The organism is Niallia sp. FSL R7-0271 (genome assembly GCF_038005785.1).
Classification (GTDB): Bacteria; Bacillota; Bacilli; order Bacillales; family Cytobacillaceae; genus Niallia.
The window spans coordinates 1,224,113-1,241,493 of record NZ_JBBOTZ010000001.1 but is presented as its reverse complement, the minus strand read 5'-3'; the positions used below and the strand labels follow the sequence as shown (position 1 = coordinate 1,241,493).

17 protein-coding genes and 1 riboswitch are annotated in these 17,381 nt (G+C 37.8%); of the genes, 3 read left to right on the top strand and 14 right to left on the bottom strand.

What is annotated here, in order from left to right; genetic code table 11:
• Positions 1–43: 43 nt before the first annotated feature.
• The gene (locus MKX82_RS06265; RefSeq protein WP_233314647.1) at positions 44–304 is read right to left on the bottom strand and encodes an aspartyl-phosphate phosphatase Spo0E family protein; all 261 of its coding nucleotides are present in this window, start codon (positions 302–304) and stop codon (positions 44–46) included.
• Between the two features lie 375 nt (positions 305–679).
• Complete coding sequence (locus tag MKX82_RS06260; RefSeq protein ID WP_233314648.1) at positions 680–1,852, bottom strand: pyridoxal phosphate-dependent aminotransferase; 1,173 nt, start codon at positions 1,850–1,852, stop codon at positions 680–682.
• 186 nt (positions 1,853–2,038) lie between these two features.
• Here MKX82_RS06260 and MKX82_RS06255 point away from each other — a divergent pair, with 186 nt between their 5' ends.
• On the top strand, positions 2,039–2,827 hold the full coding sequence (locus MKX82_RS06255; protein ID WP_341079420.1) for a carbon-nitrogen family hydrolase: 789 nt from the start codon (positions 2,039–2,041) through the stop codon (positions 2,825–2,827).
• Positions 2,828–2,855: 28 nt separating this feature from the next.
• Here MKX82_RS06255 and MKX82_RS06250 read toward each other — a convergent pair whose 3' ends face one another.
• Both MKX82_RS06250 and MKX82_RS06245 read right to left on the bottom strand, forming a co-directional pair.
• A complete protein-coding gene (locus MKX82_RS06250) occupies positions 2,856–3,437 on the bottom strand; it encodes a DUF2087 domain-containing protein (RefSeq protein WP_233314650.1) in 582 nt (193 codons plus the stop codon).
• Positions 3,438–3,541: 104 nt separating this feature from the next.
• Positions 3,542–5,413 (bottom strand): PAS domain-containing protein, encoded by a 1,872-nt coding sequence (locus MKX82_RS06245; RefSeq protein WP_341075791.1) that lies wholly within the window; start codon positions 5,411–5,413, stop codon positions 3,542–3,544.
• A gap of 359 nt (positions 5,414–5,772) precedes the next feature.
• On the opposite strand from MKX82_RS06245, the gene MKX82_RS06240 reads away from it, so the two are divergent.
• Entirely contained in the window at positions 5,773–6,798 is a 1,026-nt protein-coding gene (locus MKX82_RS06240) for an acyltransferase family protein (RefSeq protein WP_341075789.1), read from the top strand.
• Between the two features lie 33 nt (positions 6,799–6,831).
• Here MKX82_RS06240 and MKX82_RS06235 read toward each other — a convergent pair whose 3' ends face one another.
• The 3 genes from MKX82_RS06235 to MKX82_RS06225 form a co-directional block, all read right to left on the bottom strand.
• Positions 6,832–6,972, bottom strand: a complete 141-nt coding sequence (locus MKX82_RS06235; RefSeq protein ID WP_233314653.1) for a hypothetical protein — start codon at positions 6,970–6,972, stop codon at positions 6,832–6,834.
• Positions 6,973–6,974: 2 nt separating this feature from the next.
• Positions 6,975–7,133, bottom strand: coding sequence for a hypothetical protein (locus tag MKX82_RS06230; protein WP_233314654.1), 159 nt, complete (start codon positions 7,131–7,133; stop codon positions 6,975–6,977).
• 112 nt (positions 7,134–7,245) lie between these two features.
• Positions 7,246–8,601 carry a TrkH family potassium uptake protein gene (locus MKX82_RS06225; protein ID WP_237942267.1) on the bottom strand — a complete coding sequence of 452 codons (1,356 nt, stop codon included), beginning with the start codon at positions 8,599–8,601 and terminating at the stop codon, positions 7,246–7,248.
• 201 nt (positions 8,602–8,802) lie between these two features.
• On the opposite strand from MKX82_RS06225, the gene MKX82_RS06220 reads away from it, so the two are divergent.
• Positions 8,803–8,997, top strand: coding sequence for an alpha/beta-type small acid-soluble spore protein (locus tag MKX82_RS06220; RefSeq protein ID WP_233314655.1), 195 nt, complete (start codon positions 8,803–8,805; stop codon positions 8,995–8,997).
• 112 nt (positions 8,998–9,109) lie between these two features.
• On the opposite strand, the gene MKX82_RS06215 is transcribed toward MKX82_RS06220, so the two are convergent.
• From MKX82_RS06215 to MKX82_RS06185, 7 genes are all read right to left on the bottom strand, one after another.
• Entirely contained in the window at positions 9,110–9,877 is a 768-nt protein-coding gene (locus MKX82_RS06215; RefSeq protein ID WP_233314656.1) for a TerC family protein, read from the bottom strand.
• A gap of 54 nt (positions 9,878–9,931) precedes the next feature.
• A riboswitch (yybP-ykoY riboswitch) is annotated at positions 9,932–10,100 on the bottom strand.
• Positions 10,101–10,212: 112 nt separating this feature from the next.
• Positions 10,213–10,695 carry a hypothetical protein gene (locus MKX82_RS06210; RefSeq protein ID WP_233314657.1) on the bottom strand — a complete coding sequence of 161 codons (483 nt, stop codon included), beginning with the start codon at positions 10,693–10,695 and terminating at the stop codon, positions 10,213–10,215.
• A gap of 171 nt (positions 10,696–10,866) precedes the next feature.
• A complete protein-coding gene (locus MKX82_RS06205) occupies positions 10,867–11,646 on the bottom strand; it encodes an amino acid ABC transporter ATP-binding protein (RefSeq protein WP_245399848.1) in 780 nt (259 codons plus the stop codon).
• 16 nt (positions 11,647–11,662) lie between these two features.
• Positions 11,663–12,865, bottom strand: a complete 1,203-nt coding sequence (locus MKX82_RS06200) for an amino acid ABC transporter permease (protein ID WP_233314658.1) — start codon at positions 12,863–12,865, stop codon at positions 11,663–11,665.
• Between the two features lie 9 nt (positions 12,866–12,874).
• Positions 12,875–14,047, bottom strand: a complete 1,173-nt coding sequence (locus tag MKX82_RS06195) for an amino acid ABC transporter permease (protein ID WP_233314659.1) — start codon at positions 14,045–14,047, stop codon at positions 12,875–12,877.
• A gap of 87 nt (positions 14,048–14,134) precedes the next feature.
• Positions 14,135–15,205: an amino acid ABC transporter substrate-binding protein gene (locus tag MKX82_RS06190; RefSeq protein ID WP_233314660.1), complete on the bottom strand. Its 1,071-nt coding sequence runs from the start codon at positions 15,203–15,205 to the stop codon at positions 14,135–14,137.
• Positions 15,206–15,743: 538 nt separating this feature from the next.
• A complete protein-coding gene (locus MKX82_RS06185) occupies positions 15,744–17,327 on the bottom strand; it encodes a peptide chain release factor 3 (protein ID WP_233314661.1) in 1,584 nt (527 codons plus the stop codon).
• Positions 17,328–17,381 lie beyond the last annotated feature (54 nt).

The window sequence follows — 17,381 nt, the reverse complement described above, 5'->3', positions numbered from 1 at the left end:
TTAACGTATTCTTTTTTAAATGGAAGGCAATGTTGTAAATGTTTCATAGTATCTCTGAAATCTTTTTGTGCTGGTAGACGAGATGCTTTGGCCATACGATCATTGATTTATAGGATTTTTTCACAAAATTCATCTTTGTCTTTTGCAGCCGAACATGCAATTGATACTGAAAAATCAGCTCATCGAGTTCCTGACTGTATCGGACTGTTTCCTCACTCGTATACCCTGAACGTTGTGCTTCCTCAATCATCACCTCTCTCTTCTTTTGGATAGCAAGCAGTAATTCTTGTTTCCTCGGTTGCACTTTCTTTTCCTCCTAATCGTATTTATATTAATTATTTGTAAAGACAAATTCACGTTTACTTGATGAATTATTACAAGAAAATAAATAAAAGTAAATAGAATCGCAATATTAGACATTTTTTTCTTTAAAATAGGTATTTGGAATTAGAATAGTCAAAAAATAACTGGATTTTCGACAAATAAACCTTCAAAAACCTCCATAACCCCCCAAAAACATGAAGCGCTTTCATTTTATTTTTGAAAAATATTATTGTTTAAGTGCTTTTTATCGCTAAATCACCATACAAAATTTTACATTATTTAGCCTTTATTTTCGACGTTTTCTTTCAGAAAAGGAAAAACCCGCCTGCTTTACTTTACGACGGGTTTTTGCAAGTTATTCATTAGCCAGCTTTCTGAGCCGTTCTACAGCCTCTAAAAGCCGTTCTTCTGATGTGAGCAAGCCTGCTCTGACATATCCTTCTCCATATTCTCCAAATCCTGTTCCTGGCGCTACAGCAATATGAGCCTTCTCTAATAAATAGTCTGCAAACTGCTCAGAAGTATAGCCGTCAGGTACCTTCAGCCATGCAAAAAACGAGCCGCTCGGCGCCTCCACCTTCCAGCCGATACTTTTTAATCCATTGATGAAGACATCCCTTCTTCGTTGATACATGCTGTTTAGCTTGTCTACTTCCTCAAGGGAACTGGTCAGAGCTGTGATAGCTGCTTCTTGTACTGCTCCGAACAAACTGACATACAGATGGTCTTGGTAAAGGTTTAGTGCAGAGATTATACTTTTGTTTCCTACTGCAAAGCCTACTCTCCATCCTGCCATATTAAATGTTTTCGATAAGGTGTAGATTTCAATGCCGGCATCCTTCGCTTTCGGGGTGGAGAGAAAACTGATTGGTTTTTTTCCGTCAAATCCAATTGCTCCATAAGCAAAATCATGAACTACACAAATATCATGTTCAAGGCTTAGAGATACTGTTTCTTGGAAGAATTCACTCGTCGCCGTAGCCCCAGTCGGATTATTGGGATAATTTAAGAACAGCAATTTTGCTTTCTCCAGCACAGAATTAGAAAGCTTACTATAATCTGGAAGAAATTGATTCTTCTCTTCAAGAGGCAGCATAACCATCTCACCTTGTGCAAGTGCCACACCTGACAAATAATCAGGATAGCCAGGGTCTGGCAGCAGCACCGTATCACCTGGATTAAGAAGACATTGAGGTATTTCCACTAAACCAGCTTTTCCTCCGAACAAAACAGCCACCTCTGTTTCCGGGTCCAAATCTACGGCGTATTCTCGCTTGTAAAATTCAGCAACCGCTTTTTTTAAGGCAGGATAACCTCTAAAAGGGGAATATTTATGGTTGATTGGCTTTTCTGCAGCATTTTGCAGGCTTTTAACAATATACTCAGGTGTTGGTTGGTCAGGATTGCCTTGACCTAAATTAATTACATCACAGCCCTTTTCGGTGTACGACGCTACCTTTTCTACAAGAGATGCAAAAAATTGAACTGGGAGTCTGTCTAACAAGGCTGATTGACGATATTCCTTCATTCCTTCTACCTTCTTTCTAAATTAATACACGTATTTTAATACAGTCGTCTTTTTTCTTGATGCACTTCACCTAGAAAATATATAATATTCAAATTATTTATGTTATAAAAGAAGCAAGGGAAGTAAACGTAAATGTTGTTTTTCATTATAAGCGATAAAATTCAAGATGAATAGAGGGTGATTTTTCTGGAATGGAACATAAGCATCATTCAAATGGATATTGTTTTTGGTGATCCAAAGCAGAATTTTCTTGCTGCTGAAAAATGGATTAAAGAAGCCTGTGCAGGAAAGCAGACAGATATTGTCATTCTGCCAGAATTGTGGACGACAGGCTATGATTTGCCACATCTTGACACTATTGCAGATAAACATGCAGAGAAGGCAATCAGCTTTTTGCAACATCTCGCTAGGAGCTATAAAGTTCACATTATCGGAGGTTCTGTTGCCAATAAAAAGGAGGATGGGATTTTTAATACACTTCTTGTCATTAATAAAGAAGGAGAGTTAATACATACTTACGACAAGCTCCATTTATTTAAACTCATGGATGAACATCTTTATTTACAAAGCGGAACAGCAACTGGGCTCTTTCAGCTGAATGGAGAAACGGCAGCAGGTCTGATTTGCTATGACATTAGATTTCCGGAGTGGGTCCGTACACACACTTCCAAAGGAGCTAATGTGCTGTTTGTATCAGCAGAATGGCCGCTTGCAAGGCTTGCTCATTGGAGAGCACTCTTAATTGCCAGAGCTATTGAAAATCAGTGCTATGTGGTCGCATGCAATAGAAGCGGTTCTGATCCTGCAAATGTTTTCGCAGGCCATAGTATGATAATTGACCCATGGGGAGAAATTGTCGGAGAAGCAGGAGAAAACAGTGAAATCCTAGCACGGACCATCGACCTAGCTAAAGTATCCGAGGTACGAAACATGATTCCAATTTTCTCTGATAGAAGACCAGAATATTATGGATAAGAAATAGGGATAGATGATTCTATCCCTATCATTTTGCCCACATTTCCTCCGGGTTCAATTCATAAATATTATTTTCCCTATACATGAAATGGTTAATGATAAATTCTCTGCGAATCGTCGCATAATCATCAAAAAACCTTTTGATATATTCATTTAATTCTTTCTCTTCGTATTTTATGCCTTCTTTAAGCCCCTTTATGATATGGCGAAAGATGATTAATTTCTTCTTTCTTTGTGCAGGGATATTCTTGAGCCTTCCGTCTGAACCGATAAAATTCTCGATAATCTTAGCTGCTTCTTCATTATTCCTATTCATATCCAACGACTGCTCTCCTTTCTCCAATAGAGACAATTTAACAAGCGCTTCTGCCTGTTGGGAAATGACTGATTTATTTAAATAAAAATAAATCGTGTTTTTTTCTCTTCGTTCATACACTACATTTATTTCTCGCAGTTTCTTTAAATGGTGTGTGATAGTAGGTGCTGTCAATCCTAATTTGCCTGCAAGAGCAGTACCATTCCACGGCTTTGCTGCTAGTAAAGCAATAATTCTGATTCTTGTTGGATCACCGATTGTTTTGTGGAAAGCGACCAGCCTGTCTAACTGCATATAACCACTCCTAAATTAGATAATCATCTAATTAGATAATAATAAAAAGACTTCTGTGCTGTCAAGAAGTCTTTTTATTACGTAAAATTATGTTGATTTGAGCTTCATTGCTTTTTACGCGGAAGATAAATATGAAATTTCGTACCTTCCCCCTCTTCCGACTCTACTTCAATTTTCCCAGCATGCTCTTTAATAATTTTGAAGGAAACCATCAAGCCTAAGCCTGTGCCCTTTTCCTTCGTTGTATAAAATGGTTCTCCGAGCTTTGCTAGTTTCTCTTTACTCATCCCATTGCCATTGTCTTCAATTGTGATATGAAAATATTCCGGAGTGGACTTTATGCTTGTCTTGATCTCTCCTCCTACTTCAAGCACCTCAATCGCATTTTTGACAATATTAATAAAGACTTTTTTTAATTGGTTTGGTTCACAAAACATTTCTGTAAGGGAATTTGTATAATTTCTTGTAAATTGAACATTATATAAGACCGCTTGTGCATTGAGAAGGTCTAGTGTCTCATTCATAATCTGCTGCAAATCCGCTTTAACAAACTTAACGTTTTGCGGTTTTGACAGCAGTAGGAATTCATTGATGATCGTCTCAATCCTGCTGAGCTCTGATTTAATAACAGTGAAATACATCGGATGCTTTTCACTGTCATTGCTGCTTTCTAGTAATTGTATGAATCCTTTTAATGCAGTCATTGGATTCCTGATTTCATGGGCAATTCCAGCTGCAAGCTCCCCGATAACATGAAGGGTGGAGGACTTTCTTATCTGCTCCTCGAGTATCGCGTTCTCTGTTATATCTCTTAGAGCGGTTATGCTAAAGCCAGAATATATATTATACTTGTTCCGAAATTCCAGCTGTGTCCAATCATCTCCGTTAAAGGAGGCAGTATAGATACCTCTGTTCTGCCCTTCCTCTCTTAATGAAAGAAGTTTTGGCTTAATCTCTTCTCCAATTGATTTCCCTTCTGGCAAATAATCAATCAGGTTTAAGCCAAGCAAACTTTCTTTATCCTTTTGAAGCATTCGCAATGCGGCTTTATTAATATCACTTATGTTATAATCCCTGTCCCATAGAATAACACCATCAAATACTTCCTCAAAAATTGTTTCAAACATGCTTTTGCTGTCAAGCAGCTCCAGTTCCATATTATAGCGTTCTGTAATATTGCGAAAAATACTCATATGAAGACCTTCAACAGAATGAAGCTTTGTTGTGAACTCTAGCAGCTTTTTTTGCCCATTCGGCATCAAAAACATCAGCTCATCCCGATGGGAGTTTTTGCTGCATAAGCTTTTAATAATATGAATATAGCTGTCGTCCTTTTTATAGACATAATCACTGATTTTTTTCCGTTTCATTTCTTCCAGACTGCTTTCAAAGATAGCCAAAGCTGCCTTATTTGCTGAGACAATCTCGCCGTTTTCCTTCCATAGAACGATTCCATCTAGTGCTTCTGTAAAGAAATCGTGAAATAAAGCAGCATCCTTTCGTTGCCTTCTTTCTAAATAGCGCAAATACGTGACATCTTTTAAAACAGCTAAAAAATATGGATACTTAGTTATTCTGGATATATGGATTTCAGAAAAGGAGTCTCTCGCGGGATTTGCCATTGACAGAACAGCTGTTTTTGCGTCTTTTTCGAAAGACTGTAAGCTGATCCAGTTCCTCAAATCATCTCTGTACTCTTGCGGAAGATAGTGAGTAAGGTTACGCCCAACCATATCTTTTTTGTGGATGTGAAATATATCTTTTATTGCATAATTTACTTCCAGGATTACTCCCTTTTCGTCCAGTATGACCATTCCTTCACTGGAATTCTCAAAGGCCGCTGTTTTCAGCTCCTCGACCATTTCTCTGCAATTCTTTTCATCCTTCAGCCGCTTATTCTCTTGTTCCAAAAAGCTGATTTTCTTTTTCAGCTGCTGGATATGCTGCATTTCTTTTGTATAGATTTCACCAGACAAGGATTTCCCGCCTCTCGTAAAACTTGGTGCATTATTTATTCTACAAAATTCGAGAAAATCCTTTACAGTTACAAAATAAATTAATCATAAAGTTAGTCAACCAAGTTAAGGAAAATTTCAGATGCTTGTATTAACCTTAAATTTACAATTAAAAAAGTTTATTTACAAAAATATTTCACTTTTATTAATAAGTAGATATTTAGTTAACAACTTGCGAAAAACAGTTTAGCTATTGTTTATATGTGCTATAAATAATAGTGGCTAAACAGCCAATCATCTGCCTGAAACGTTTTCCGATTGACTATATTTGGAAATGGCATTGCTGCTAAAAGGTTAGCTTGCAAAGAAGGGAGAACAATATGAAGCAAACCCGAGATTATTACTTTGATAATGCAAAGTTTCTGTTGATTTTTTTCGTTGTATTCGGTCATTTTATTCAATCTTTTAATAGTGACAGCAATAGTATTTATAGTTTGTATAAAGTCATTTACACTTTCCATATGCCGGCATTTATTTTAGTTTCCGGCTTTTTTGCGAAAGGGATTTACGAGGAAGGTTATGTACAAAAGTATGTAAAGAAGCTGATATTACCATATATTATCTTTCAGGTTATATACAGTATCTTTTATTTTTATCTTTACGGAAAATCAAGCTTAACGGTTGATCCATTAAGTCCGCATTGGTCACTTTGGTTTTTAATCAGCTTATTTTTCTGGAATATGCTATTGCTGGGCTTTTCCAAGCTGAAGCCAATTTATGGCTTGTCAATAGCAATGTTTTTCGGCCTTGCAATCGGATTTGTTGATTGGACTTCCAGCTACTTGAGCCTTACAAGAACATTTGTATTCTTTCCCTTGTTTTTATTAGGCTATTATATGAACAAAAAACATTTTGAGTGGGTCAGAGCAAAGCCTTTCAAAATAGGATCCATTCTTATTTTCGTGAGTTGTTTTGCTGTATTTTACAATTTCCCAGACATAAATCACCAATGGCTATTAGGATCGAAGCCATATGATGTGTTAGCTTCTTCTTCGTTTGAAGCAATACTAGTCAGACTTGGTTTCTACTTATTGAGCTTTTTAATGATTTTCTGCTTTTTTGCCTGTGTGCCGCAGAAGCAATATTTCTTTACTCGATTTGGTAAAAACACGCTTTATGTTTATTTATTACACGGTTTCTTTATCCGGATTTTTCGGTCAACTGATTTGCAGGAAGCGTTCACTACACCGAAATCTTATTTTCTCATCGTGCTAATGGCTTTTCTGCTAACATTAGTACTGTCAACCAACTTGGTAGCATCACTAGCACAGCCATTTATAGAATTCAGGACAACTAAAATGCAAAAATGGTCTACAAAAACAAGCTATAAAGAGAAGCTCTTTTAAAGAGGCTTCTCTTTTTAGCTTATGACAATACCGTTATTTTCTTTTGCCGCTTTTTACTTTGTCTTTAGTCAAAGCCCCTGTATCATAAAGTTTGCTTGCATTAAGATCGCCAAACTCCTGGCCAAATTCTACATTAGCTTGTTCTTTTTTATTTTTATTCGCTTTTTTTGCCATAATTATCTCCCCTCTCTTCCATGCTTGGAGTTTCGATTAGCATTCTTCATCGGGTCCTCGCCGCGAATGAATTCAGCGGAGAACTCTGTTTCCTGGATGTTCTTTTTAGGAGTTTTGCTGTATTTTTCAACAGCATTGAATTCTGCCTTTCTTTTCGCCATATGATCGTCTCCTTTAATGGATGGTACAAACCTATTTTTTGCAAATTACAGGAACGTATCCGTACCATGATATGACAATCCAACCATAAAAAAAGCCAAGGCGGAATACGCCTTAGCCAATGATTATTCTCTCTTTTGGATAATGGAAATTATCCTTTTTCTCTTTTCCTCCAATAATATAGATAAAGGAAGTTAGCCCTATTCTTCCAATAAACATAAGTACCATGATGACACATTTGCCTACATTGGACAAATCAGGAGTTAAACCAAGTGATAAGCCTGTTGTTCCAAATGCAGAACAAACCTCGAACAATATTTTTATGAGCGGAGCACTTTCGGTGATGCACAAAATAACTGTTGCGGTAAAGCATAAGGCAAAAGCTAAAATTGTGACGACCATCGATTTAATAATATCCTCTTCATGGATTTCTCTTTTAAAAATTTTAATATGCCGATTGCCGTTCGCGTAATGATAAATGAACATTAAGTTTAATGCAAACGTAGTTGTCCGAATTCCCCCACCGACAGAGCTTGGGGATGCACCGATAAACATCAGAATACAAAAAATCACCAGTGTTCCGAGTGAATAGTCATTCAAGTCCATTGTCGCAAGCCCACCGCTTCTAGTTGAAGCCGAGTGAAAAAATGCATTAAAAAAGATTTGATGCCAAGTCATTCCTGCAAAATAATTTGTTGATTCAATCAAAATAATGCTGAGAGTACCAAAAAATAACAGCAGTCCAAATGTTAAAGATGTCAATTTCGAAAATAGAGAAAACCGGAAAACTTTTCCAGGGTTCTTCGGGAATAGATAATTCTTCACTTCAATTAAAACTGGAAATCCAATCGCACCAAGGGTGATTAGAATAATATGTACCAACTGAATAAAATAATCATCTTTATAAGGCATTAGGGAGGTCCCTGTTAAGTCGAATCCCCCGTTCGTTGTTGCACTAATCGAGGCGAACAGTCCATGAATGATTGCATCCTTCCATGATAGGAAGTATTGATGAAACTGCAGTGTCAGCACGATTGCCCCAACAAGCTCTATAATTAAGATCAGCTTGATGATTTCCCTGATAAGCTGGACCAGTCCAGAAAGATGTGATTGGTTATGGTCAAGCATTATCAGCTGCCGCTCCTTTAAACCGATTTTTTTCCTGAGCAGCATCCAAAAGAACGTTCCTAAAGTCATGACTCCAATTCCGCCGAATTGAAGGACAAACATCAATATGAAAATGCCTAATGTGCTATAAGTATCGGATATATTTATTACAGTCAGACCAGTGACACTCACTGCACTTATTGCCGTAAAAACAGTGTCCATAAAGGAAACATGCACACCTTCTTTATGAACAGCTGGTATGCTTAACAACAAGACAGATACGCTGACCGCCAGCAAATAATATCCTGTAATAATTTGGGCCGGGGTAAATTTATTCAGCAAATCCCTTACCGTTCTTTTCATGTCCATACAAATCCCTTCTATTGCTCTTCCTCTTATCTCCCCATTACACAAACATTACCACTCATGAAATGAATGAAAACCCCGCATATTATAAGTACAGAAATTAATATTGCCAAACAACTTACCTATTATCAGCATAATAGCCTTTTGTTAACGGTATATAAGTTCTGTATTTTATTTATCAAGGAGGTCCCTGACATTATGGCTAGTTCAAACAAATTATTAGTTCCTGGTATTGAACAATATTTAGATAGTATTAAATATGAAATTGCTCAAGAGTTCGGCGTTAATTTAGGTTCTGAAACAGTTGCCAGATCCAATGGTTCTGTTGGCGGAGAGATTACAAAACGCCTAGTTCAGCAAGCTCAAGCAGAGCTGTCTGGCAAAACTCAATAATAACTATACCTTAAAATTATCAATGCTCAAAGAAAAAATAAAAAAGGAAATAATGATTGCTCACTTTGGCACCTGCAAAGTTTTAAAGCAAACATTATTTCCTTTTTAACATTTAGTTATCTTCCACCGTTTTCTGTGCTTTTCGACCAGAGATAATATAGCCGCCTACTGCAATGATTAACAATACAGACCAGAAGAAGAATTTCCAAACTTTCGACTCAGGAAAATGCTGATCAAGAAGACCAACTTCTGGATGTGCCAATGTAAATACAGCCAGCTTCACACCTACCCAGCCGACAATTAAAAAGGCTGCTGTCTCCAGGGAAGGTCTTGTTTGCAGAAGTTTTACGAACGAGTTTGCTGCAAAACGCATGATAACTAGTCCGATGATCCCACCTAATAGCATGATTGTAAATTGTCCTCCGTCAATGCCTCCAATATCAAACCAGCCTGTTGGTGTCAGCGTGATTGCTAATGCAACTGCTGCTAGCATAGAGTCAATTGCAAAGGCAATATCAGCAAGTTCTACTTTCAAAACAGTCATCCAGAAGCCAGATTTTTTCCTTTCCTTTTCTTTCTCCTGTTTCTCCTTTGGTGAGAACTTTCCATATAAATTGTGGATACAAATATACAGTAAGTAAATAGCACCAAGCGCTTGAACCTGCCAAACGTCTACTAGAACAGAAATTAAGAACAAACTCGCGAAACGGAATATAAATGCACCGAACAAACCATAGAACAATGCTTTTTTCTGCTGCTCTGGCGGTAAATGCTTAACCATAACTGCCATAACAACCGCATTGTCAGCTGCCAGTATCCCCTCTAACCCTACTAGAATCAGGAGCACCCAACCATACTCTAACAGTAATGCAAAATCCATATTTTCTCCTCCTATCAATAGTTTTTGTATACCCACAGGTATCCCCCTATTGACAGGATTGTCTTATATGTACAAAAAAGCGCAAAAAAGACCTCTGCCAATAGGCAAAGGTCTTGCTAAGCACTTTTTAATAGTGCCAACAAAGCCGATGGTACTAGACCACGAACTGACGACTTTGTTTTAGGATAAAATATCCTAAAAGCTACTCCCCTTTGAGTAGATATACGATTGATATAAGCTTATTATATACGAAAGATTCTTTCTTGACAATCAAAAACCGAAAAAAAATAAACAAGACCTGACTATTTTTTACTTTCGAAAGTTAGTATCGTTGTTTATTCTTTATTCGGATTGAACTGACCTTTAAAATACAATATTGCATACTTCACTAAAAAACCGCTTAAAATACCTGGAATCAAAAAGAGCATCGGTGTAAATATAGGACCTGGAAAAATACCAAATATCTTAAACCGCGTCGAATACATAACCCCTACTGTAACAAAATAAGCACAAAATACAAACGGCAAAAATGCATATTCATCCTGTTCTTTCATGGTCGACTTATATGCATCCCACATTGCGAACAAATATAAGCAGGGATAAAACATGATCCATTGAAAATCAAGGGCTTCTATGGAAGATTCAAAATTACCTAAAAAGCTTTGCATGATTGCATAATTGAAATTACTTTGCACATTAATAATAAATTCCAGCACCACTAAAAGAGTACCTTTCCAATACTGTTTCATCAATAGTTGACTGAAGCCAGGGAGTGCTATGCTCCACATAACAGCCTCTAATTTACTTAGGTCCCTCATAGGTTATCACCATCTACTTCTTATATACCTTTTCATTTTTTCATTTTTAGCTAAACTGCATTTTTTTATACAGTATCCGTTCATGTTGCTGAAAAGAAATTTACAAGAGCAATAAACTGTCAGCTGAAACGATAAAAATAACCGAAAAAAAAGAGCCGTATTTGGCTCTTTTTACAGGATTTGTGAAAGAAATAGTTTTGTGCGGTCATGCTGTGGATTATCGAAAATATCCTCCGGTTTGCCCATTTCGACGATTTCCCCTTTATCAAAAAGAATGATTCTGTCAGCCACCTGACGAGCAAAACCCATCTCATGTGTAACGACAAGCATAGTCATCCCAGATTCTGCTAGTGTCTTCATAACATCAAGGACCTCTTTTACCATCTCTGGATCAAGTGCTGATGTCGGTTCATCAAACAGCATAATCTTTGGCTGCATCGCTAATGCCCTAGCAATAGCCACACGCTGCTGCTGCCCGCCGGATAACTGACCAGGATATTTTTGTGCCTGCTCTGGTATACCTACTCTTTCGAGAAGCTCTATCGCAATTTGCTCTGCCTTTTTCTTTTTCCATTTCCGCACCCATATCGGTGCCAGAGAAATATTCTTTAATATTGTCATATGAGGAAATAGGTTAAAGGACTGAAAAACCATGCCTGTTTCCTTTCTTATTTCTTCAATATTTTTCAAATCATCTGTCAAGGCAATATTATCCACCATAATAGAACCCTTCTGAAACTCTTCTAACGCATTGATTGTCCGGATAAAGGTAGACTTGCCAGAGCCAGAAGGTCCGAGGATAACAATCACCTCTCCTTGCTTTACTTGCAGATCAACATCCTTTAAAACATGATGGTCGCCATACCATTTATTCAAACCCTTCACTTTGATGATATCTTCTCTTTGCTCTACCGGTATCGAAAGCTTTTCTACAGAAAATACACTCTCCATTGTTAGTCCTCCCCTATTAGCGGCTGCCTGCCCCTAGTGATTTTTCCAAAGCTTTGCTGACATGTGACATTAAGTAGCAGAATATGAAATACATTAATGCAATGAACACATATAATTCCATGTACTTACCTAAGTACTCTGGATTTGCTGCGACTTTTTTGGCCATACCAAGAAAATCTGCTAAACCGATAACGGCAACTAATGATGTATCTTTAAATATAGAAATGAATTGACCGACCATTGCGGGGATTACCGCCTTTAAGGCTTGCGGTAAAATGACAAAAACCATCAATTTAAAATTATTTAATCCTAATGCTTGAGCTGCTTCGAACTGGCCGCGGGGAATAGACTGTAACCCGCCCCTGATATTTTCTGCCAAATACGCAGCACTAAAAAGTGTGAAGGCAATCATTGCTCGTAAAACATTATCCATTTGGATTTCGCCGCCAAGAAACATCGGGAGCAGCAATTGCCCAATAAACAGCACCATAATCAACGGCATGCCACGGATGATTTCAATATAAACAATGCATGTATATTTGATGACAGGCAACTTGCTTCTTCGGCCGACAGCAAGTAAAAGTCCTATTGGAAAGGAGCAAATGATTGCGACCGACGCGAGCACGAGTGTAAGCAAAAACCCGCCCCAAACATTCGTGCTCACCGGCTCAAGGATGCCAAATCCGTTAATAATTCCAACTGCTATCGGTATAATGAGAATCCAAAGAATTAATACTGGTATTTTTAAAACAGAAAGATTTCTGCCAAGGGCATAGCATAAATAAATGGCAGCGATGCTGGCACCTAAATAGGCCTTTGTAATAGGTTCTGTGTAAGGGACAACCGCAAAAATAAGCATGATAACTGACAAGGTAATGGCTACATGCCCAATGACACCTCGCCATAATCCCCATGATGTCCCAAATAATATCGAGATGAGGATTACTCCGACCCAAAGTCTCCAAATCTCCTCCATCGGAAATTGACCAACCATTAAGAGGCGCAGATTTGCACTTACTACACTCCAGTCACTGCTTGCTAGAAATCCAACAACTTTGACGATGATCGCACCCGTAAACATCGCAGCAATTATGGTGAGTATCGCATTTTTCCAATCCTTAAAGAGATTTGATTTCAGCCAAAGCTGTACTTTTACTAGCCTGCTGAGCGAAGTTGATTCTACTCTTCTTTCACTGTTATTAAGCTGTACATTATCCAATTTGCATCACTACCTTTCAACCAACTGGAATTTTTTATTAAAGAAGTTCATAAACAGTGAAGTCCCTAAGCTGAACAGTAAATAAACAGCAATCATAATAAGGATGATTTCAAATGTATGCCCTGTCTGATTAATGATTGTATTGCCGATTCCAACAATATCCTGATAAGCAACAGCCATCGCTAAGCTTGAGTTTTTGATTAAGTTTAAGTACTGGCTCGTCAACGGAGGAATGATAATGCGAATTGCTTGCGGAAAAATAATTAATCTTAATGCTGTAGGGCTCTTAAAGCCAAGGGCTTTGGCTGCCTCTGTCTGTCCTTTCGGAACACCTAGGATACCGGCACGTACAATTTCGGCTATATATGTTGATGTATAAATGGACAAGGCGACAAGCATGGACAAGAAACCTATAGATAAGGATGTACCTCCGACAAAAGCATTGCCATCAAATTCCGGAACGGAAATACCAAATGGCCCATTGCCTAATAAGAAATAAGAGATGATAAAGCCGAAAATTAAAAAGCCAATAGCAGTTAAGAGTGGATGTGTATTTTTACCATTATTAATAGTTAACGATGTCAATTTTTTAAACAAGAAAATGGAAACTGCTGCCAATACGACAATTACACCAATCCATATGAGTGTATTATCATAGGTTGTAAACCAAGGAATAGCTGCACCTCTATTTGAAAAATAGAAGGAACCGATTGACGCTGCGTTATCAATTTTGGGCATTGGTAAGAATACTGCAAAGTTCCAAATGAAAATTTGCACTAATAATGGTGTATTACGGAACACCTCCACATATACAGTTGCAAGACTACGAATAAGCCAGTTAGAGGATAGCCGGGCAATTCCCATAAGAACTCCAAGTATAGATGCAATAATTACTCCAAAAAATGACACTTTCAGGGTATTTAACAAGCCAACAACAATTGCTCGGCTATAAGGGTCCTCAGGTGTATAGGAAATCAGCGATTCTGCAATCGGAAAAGAAGCTTTCAGATTTAGAAAATCCAACCCTATCTTCAATCCGATTTGCTCTAAGCCAGATTGAACATTCCGAACCATAAAGACAATAGCAAATCCGACAATTACCACAAATAGTAATTGGATAAGTATTGGTAACATCTTTTTGTTTCTCCACAGGGGGGTTGCTGCAGTTCTTTTATTCTCCATTTGTATGCCTCCCTTAGCTAAAAGAATAGGCCTGCTAGAAAAGCAATATCAGCAGGCCTTCCAAACTGTTATAAAATCATCATCTTTTTAACGGAATGGGATAGAATATAACAGTCCGCCATCACTGTATAATGCGTTTTGCCCTCTTTCAAGCTTGAACACAGTGTCTGGGCCAAGGTTTCTGTTATAAATCTCTCCATAGTTGCCGACTTGCTTGATTACTTGGTACGCAAAATCATTTGATAATCCTAGCTGTTCTCCTAAATTATTACCGCCGACACCGAGCAGGCGCTGAATTTCAGGATTTTCACTCTCCAGGAATTCATCGACATTTTCAGAAGTGATACCAAACTCTTCTGCTTGAATTGTTGCATAAACAATCCAGCTTACAGCATCTTTCCATTTTTCATCATTATCAAGGACTGCTGGTGCTAAAGGCTCTTTCGAAAGAGTAGCATCTAAAATGATATGTGCATCAGGATCTTGCAGCATTGATTGACGTGACACTAGACCAGATTTATCTGTAGTCCACGCATCAATAGAGCCAGATTCGTATGCGGCAATGACTGCATCTGCATTATCAAATGTTTGCGGGGTATAGCTTACTCCAGCAGCCTTCATTTGATCCGCAAGATTCAATTCAGTTGTAGTTCCTGTTTCAACACCGATTGTTTTTCCTTCTAAATCTTCTAAAGAAGTCCAGCCGCTGTCTTTCGGAACCATAATTCCTTGACCGTCATAGAAGGTGACCGGTGCAAAACTTAACCCAACTTCAGCGTCTCTGTTTGTTGTCCAAGTAGAATTGCGGATTAACACATCAACTTCTTTCGATTGTAATGCTGTAAACCGGTCCGTCGCTGATAATGGACGGAATTCGATTTTGCTAGCATCTCCTAAGACACCTGCTGCAATTGCTCTCGCAAAATCAACATCAAATCCAGTGTTTTTCCCATCAGAATCTATGTATCCAAATCCAGGAAGGGCGTCATTGACTCCAGCTTTCAGCGTTCCCCTCTTAATGACCGTATCTAACAAGCTTGACGTCTTTGAATTCTCATCTGCATTCGTATTGGATTCTTCCGAATTCCCCGAGCACCCTGCCAATGCTAATATAAGCACTAACAGCATGCTGAATATTACTGATAGATTCTTTTTCATCCTTGTTCCCCCTATATTTTTTTATAAAAATATCATCTTAACTTAAAAGAATATTCAGATAATTAACCTTACTATCCGAGACTTTTCCCTTAATTAAAATGATACTCATACCAAAATTGTCCTTCTCTTCAAATGTTAATATATATAACATAGGTTTGTTACTATTTATTACAACATGGTTTTATTATACCTAAATTTTAGTCGATTACAATTATTTTTTAGAAAGTTTTAACTTTTTTAAAAAATCTAAACAGTTAGAAATTATATAAATACAACAAAAAACCTTGCTATGCTTAATTTTAGCTAAGCGAAATAATCCATTTACCATAGTATAGTTTCAAGTAATTTAATAGAAATCCTTTCTTTTTTAGGATACACTTACACCATCAACCAACATTGATATTATACTAATATAAAAAAATACCAAATATTCCTTTTAAACATTTGTTTACCTCGCTACAACTCCCATAACAAGTTAAGAAAACTAACATTTAGATACAAAAAAACAAGCGATTAAGATAATCGCCTGTTTTTTTTGTTAGGATTCTTCTGAATCCATTGGATTATAAAGTTTAACATCAGGATTTTTATCCTGGAACCAGCGCAACGCAAATTCATTTTCAAACAAGAATGCTTTTTTCCCATATCTGTCTTCAACCAACAGACTTCTGCCACTTGATAAGTTTTCGTTTACTTCCTCATCCACTGTCCATCTGGCAATTTTAGAACCAACATGCTCCATAAGCACATCTACATTATATTCATTTCTCATGCGGTGCTCGAACACCTCAAATTGCAGCTGTCCAACTGCACCAAGAAGATAATCCTCTGTTTTTACTGTTTTATATAGCTGGATTGCTCCTTCTTGAACAAGCTGTTGAATTCCTTTGTGGAAATGCTTCTGCTTCATGACGTTTTTAGCTGTGACACGCACGAAAAGCTCTGGTGTAAATTGCGGAAGCTTTTCATATTGGAAGGTGTTTTTGTTTACTGTCAATGTATCGCCAATCTGGTAAAATCCTGGATCATACAATCCAATAATATCACCGCTTACCGCTTCATTGACAGTGCTTCTGTCATCCGCCATAAACTGAGTGGATTGGGCCAGTTTAATTTGCTTACCTGTCCTTGGCAAATTGACAGTCATTCCTCTGTCGAACTTACCTGAACAAATTCTTAAGAAAGCAATTCTATCCCTGTGTGCTGGGTTCATATTTGCCTGAATCTTAAAGATAAATCCTGAGAATTCTTCTGACAACGGATCAATTTTTCCTGCAGTAGAGCTTCTTGGCTGCGGCGATGGCGCAAAATCCAAATAAGTTTCCAAGAAAGTCTGTACGCCGAAGTTCGCTAAAGCACTACCGAAAAATACTGGTGTCAAATCTCCGCTGTTAATTCTGTCTGCTGAAAATTCATTGCCTGCTTCATTTAGCAGCATGATTTCCTCTAGCGTCTGGTCATACAGGGAATCCTTTTTAATCGGATGTTCTCCCTCAATTTCCCCATCCTCATTTAACGAGATATATTTATCGCCTTCCTCTACACGAAACTGCTCAATTCGGTTATAGTAACGATCATAAATACCTAGGAATTCTTTCCCCATACCAATTGGCCAGTTCATCGGGTACGACTCAATTCCCATTACTTCCTCTAGCTCCGCAAGAAGCTCTAATGGCGCCTTCCCTTGACGGTCAAGCTTATTGATGAATGTAAAAATCGGAATCCCTCTCATACGACAAACCTTGAACAGCTTTAATGTCTGTTCCTCGATCCCTTTTGCAGAGTCAATAATCATGACAGCACTGTCAACGGCAGTCAATGTTCGATACGTATCCTCACTGAAATCTTGGTGTCCTGGTGTATCCAGAATATTAACTCTCGCATTGTTGTAGTCAAACTGCATAACACTTGATGTTACGGAAATACCTCTTTGCTTTTCAATTTCCATCCAGTCACTTGTTGCAAATTTCCCGGTCTTTTTCCCCTTTACTGTTCCAGCATCGCGAATTGCTCCGCCGAACAACAGTAATTTTTCCGTAAGCGTTGTTTTACCGGCATCCGGGTGGGATATTATTGCAAAGGTACGTCGGGACAATACCTCATCTTGAAATGTTTTAGACATGTTTTATTCCTCTCTTTTGCACTTTCATTTATGCTCATCTCTTAATAATAGCTC